The sequence below is a fragment of the Marispirochaeta aestuarii genome (assembly GCF_002087085.1).
Lineage (GTDB): Bacteria > Spirochaetota > Spirochaetia > JC444 > Marispirochaetaceae > Marispirochaeta > Marispirochaeta aestuarii.
Map to the genome: position 1 here is coordinate 1 of NZ_MWQY01000045.1, position 3891 is coordinate 3891.

Consider the following 3891-nt stretch of genomic DNA (forward strand, 5'->3'; position numbering starts at 1 on the left):
AGGATTGTAGGGTATACAGCTATCCGGTATAAGGTGGGGTTTAATTGACGGTTACATTGTTTCTATCCTTGTCCTCTACCCTATTCTACCCCATATTCATCAGTGCACTGCTTCTCCGTTGTACCCAATATTATCAGTGTTCATTAGGGTTTAGTTTTTCCCTTCGCAGGTTCATCGTCACGGGGGAGTGGCTCCCCTTTTTTTTTAGTCGGCTCATAAAAGATTATAAAGGACGGGTCGTTTGGCCCGTCCTCCTAAAAATTCTTCCTTCACTATTACATATCAATGAACAATTTTATTACGCTCCACCGAATCGATCAATTGGAGCAGACGTCCCGGAGCTTTCCGGGACGCAGCTCAATTCGGTCATTCGGTGGGTGAATTAGTCTGATCAATCTAATCTCCATACATATTACAATTAATCGGAAGATGTAAACCACAAGACTTTATTATCTATTTCACTTAAGAAAACGTAACCATTCTTAGGTCCATTTAATGGAGTTGTTGCCTCATGCACCTTGGTAGCCCATTCATCAAAAAATGTATAGTCTTCATTATTCAACTGAGAAATTATTTTACTAATCTTATCGATATCTTTTTCGGGGCCAACATGCAGAGAATTATCTTTAGATATTGTATGATAGATCTTACCGTCTTTTTCATAAGTTACTGAGTAAGCTACAGCATCACTTAGAGCTCTTACTTTATACGTTTGGTCCTCCGATGATTGTAGATAATTTGGTAATATGAAAATCTCTAGTGATTGTTCAATAGCTTCTTCAATTTTCGGATAAATAAAAACACTAATATTTGAATCATTCGTTATCCGCCTGAGAACGCTATCTTCGGCTAAATTAATACTTTTAGTACTACCAACAATCATTGAAAATATAGCTTTTGATGCATTACCGTTATTACTGAAGGCTAATTCTATCTCCTGAGGTTCACTGGTATAGCCTCGCCATATAATATTATATTCAACAGAGCACCCAATAAATATTACACAAAATAACAAAAAACTACTAATCGCCAATAATCTTTGAAACATCCTGTAAAACTCCTGAGTTCTCTAAAGATTTTCGATTATCCAGTAAAAACATCATTGCATCATCCTTTGGTAGGATAAAATCTTCAACTTTATCGGTAACTGGAATCAACATTGTCATTTGTATATTCCAATCTGTAACTCTTCCATTAACTTTTTTTACGTTCATTCTAATATCGCCTGCAACGTGTCCATCCTCGCTTCTACTATTTTCCAGGATATCCCCTAGTAATCCTGCTGCATCAATTATTGTAGAAAGGTTTGTATCAACACCATCAGAATAACTATTCTCGCCTGGCATTCCCCTTGGAAGCCCAGTCCCAATAGCAACAAAAATATTTGAAGATAATATCAATGAATTATTTTTTACTCTCCTCAAACCATTGGACTGAATTGTTAAGCCACCTTTATTACTCCCATCATTATAATGCATTCCTTGAAGCCCAAGATATAAATCAGAAAAATTAACCGGGTCTGGGGGTGGAGCAGTATCAGACTTCAACATTAATGCAAAAGCTGAAATGAGAACAAATGGGACCCAAGCGACCTCTCCCGTTGGATCAACATACTTCACTGGATTATTACTCACATAGCTATACCAGTTCGTCGCCTCAACCATGCTGTATCCCTGCCTCGGCTTCCCTTCTCCATCCATCGGATTCATCAGCTGGTACCCCGCCGGATCCCCACTCATCCACCTCGACGTCTTCGGATCAAGGTACCGCGCCCCGTAATAATACAGCCCGGTCTCACGGTCCATCTCCTTGCCGGTGAAGCGGAAGGGTATGTAGTTATAACTTGCTGTAGCCTCATCCTCCTGTATCTCGATCCACATCTCACCGTAGGGGGTATACTCTATCCTCTCGTAGGGGTTGCCTTGAGGGTCTGTTATGCAGTGGGCGCTTCCCAAATGATCAGGGTGATAGTAGTAGGTGTTTACATCCTCATAGGGAGTCCCGCCCGTGGATGGGTTACTCAGGCGGGTTACAATGCGCTCCTTTCCCACGTAGATGTGCTTGGCCCGCCGGAAGCTTCCTGAGTCGGCGGTTTCGGTCCACCATTCGTTAAAGTAGAGGGTCTCGCCGCTTAGGCCTTCGGTGTAGGAGCCGTCCCCTGCGTACTTGGTGGTACGTTTGCCGTCGGCGTCGTAGAGGTACTTCACGCTCTTCCCGTTGGAGCTAAGGACGCTCTTCAAACGGTTCTCCGCATCCCAGCTGAAGCTGCGGATGTACTCGTTCCCGCATCCGCTTTCCACTTCGTTGATAAAGCCGAAGGCCTGGTCGGCCCGGCGGACATCCCCGATGCTACTCAGGTTCGGGGCTTCATGGGCCGAGGACTGGCCTTCAGGCAGGGTCGATTCCCTCGTTACGTTCCCGTTGGCGTCGTAGCTGTAGTAGAGCTCCCCGATCTTCGTTGCAAGGTGCGGCCGTTGTTCATCATATTCATAGTCCAGCTCGTAATTCAGGGGCCGGACAGAGGCCGAGGGTACTCTCGTTTCGCTGCTGGTCTTCTTCAAGATATTCCCCAAGCCGTCGTAGGTAAAGCTCTGGCTGTAGCGATCGGTCCAGCTGGTGTAGCCGGAGGGTTTGTTCACGTAGGTCCCCTCTGCTCCCACAAGCTGCTACAGCCCGTCGTAGCTGTAGCTCTGGGTGCCCAGGTACCTGCCGCTTGCGTCTCTCCGCTCTTCGATGTTTCCCACATCGTCAAAGCTGTAGCTCAGGTTCTGCAGGTTCCGTCCCCACTGGTTCTCCGTGTTCAAGGTACTAAGCCAGCGGCGTTCGGGGTCATGGCGTGCCATATTTTTTCTGCCACGGATTAGAGAAGTTATTGAACCACTGATCGATATGGGGCCAGGCTGGGGGGCCCCGCTGATAGTGCATGTATGCGCAAGGGGGTGGTTCGCTGATTTTTGTCGCGAATGTGCTGGAACCGGACTTTTTATCATGATGAGATTATAGCAGATTCCTTTTTCTCATCGCTACCCTGTTTCGCCCTGTTTTATCAGTACACCGCTTCACTGTTGCGCCCAATATTATCAGTGTTCATCAGTGGTTTAATTTTTCTCTTCGCAGCCTCCTGTCTTCTTCATTATACCTCCCGCTCCTCGCCGTCAAGGGACGCTGTCGCTCTTCGCCCTGTGACTGCTCCTCGCTTGGACGGTGTTTGTTAAGAAAAACAGGAGGTGCAGTATGGCACACATAGCTTTCAAGGAATTGTCTCATCAGGTGCTGGGAGCAGTCTTTTCGGTTCATAACATTTGTGGTCCCGGGCTCCTGGAATCCGCCTATCATGGGGCCCTGGTCATCGAACTTAAAAAGAGAGGTATTCCCTTCTGTACGGAAAAAATCTATCCCCTCTACTATAAAGGCGAACTGGCAGGTGCCTACATCGCTGATCTTGTTGTTGCAAACAGCATCATCTTGGAACTCAAGTCAGTACGGCAGCTCACATCCGCCATGGAGGCGCAGCTTATAAATTACCTGCGGCTGTCCAAGGTTCCTGTCGGCTATCTTATCAATTTTCGCAATAGCAAGGTCCAGTGGCGCAGGTTCATTGTCACGGGGGAGTAGCGCCCCCCATTTTTAGTCGGCTGTATAAAATATTATGAAGGACGGGCCGTTTGGCCCGTCCTCCTGAAAATTCTTCCTTCTCTATTACGTATCAATGAACAATTTTATTGCGTTCCACAGAATATCTTAATTGGAGCAGACGTCCCGGAGCTTTCCAGGACGCAGCTCAATTCGGTCATTCGGTGATCTCAATAAATTCTACGGAAGATGATGCAAGAATCGTATCATTGTCGCTAAGTGCCAAAGTTTTGATCATATAATAATTTGGTATTATTG

At 46.0% G+C, this 3891-nt stretch carries 4 protein-coding genes; 1 reads left to right on the top strand and 3 read right to left on the bottom strand.

Features of this window, described 5'->3' with window-relative positions; genetic code table 11:
* Positions 1 to 418: 418 nt before the first annotated feature.
* Genes B4O97_RS18955 through B4O97_RS19560 form a run of 3 tightly spaced genes read right to left on the bottom strand, consistent with a single transcriptional unit; the run spans position 419 to position 2843 of the window.
* A complete protein-coding gene (locus B4O97_RS18955; RefSeq protein WP_083053092.1) occupies positions 419 to 1048 on the bottom strand; it encodes a hypothetical protein in 630 nt (209 codons plus the stop codon).
* Positions 1023 to 2639 carry an RHS repeat domain-containing protein gene (locus tag B4O97_RS18960; protein ID WP_083053093.1) on the bottom strand — a complete coding sequence of 539 codons (1617 nt, stop codon included), beginning with the start codon at positions 2637 to 2639 and terminating at the stop codon, positions 1023 to 1025. Before B4O97_RS18960 ends, B4O97_RS18955 begins: the two co-directional genes overlap by 26 nt.
* Before the next feature lie 27 nt (positions 2640 to 2666).
* Entirely contained in the window at positions 2667 to 2843 is a 177-nt protein-coding gene (locus B4O97_RS19560; RefSeq protein WP_158084407.1) for a hypothetical protein, read from the bottom strand.
* 391 nt (positions 2844 to 3234) lie between these two features.
* On the opposite strand from B4O97_RS19560, the gene B4O97_RS18965 reads away from it, so the two are divergent.
* Entirely contained in the window at positions 3235 to 3615 is a 381-nt protein-coding gene (locus B4O97_RS18965; protein WP_083053094.1) for a GxxExxY protein, read from the top strand.
* Positions 3616 to 3891: the final 276 nt, after the last annotated feature.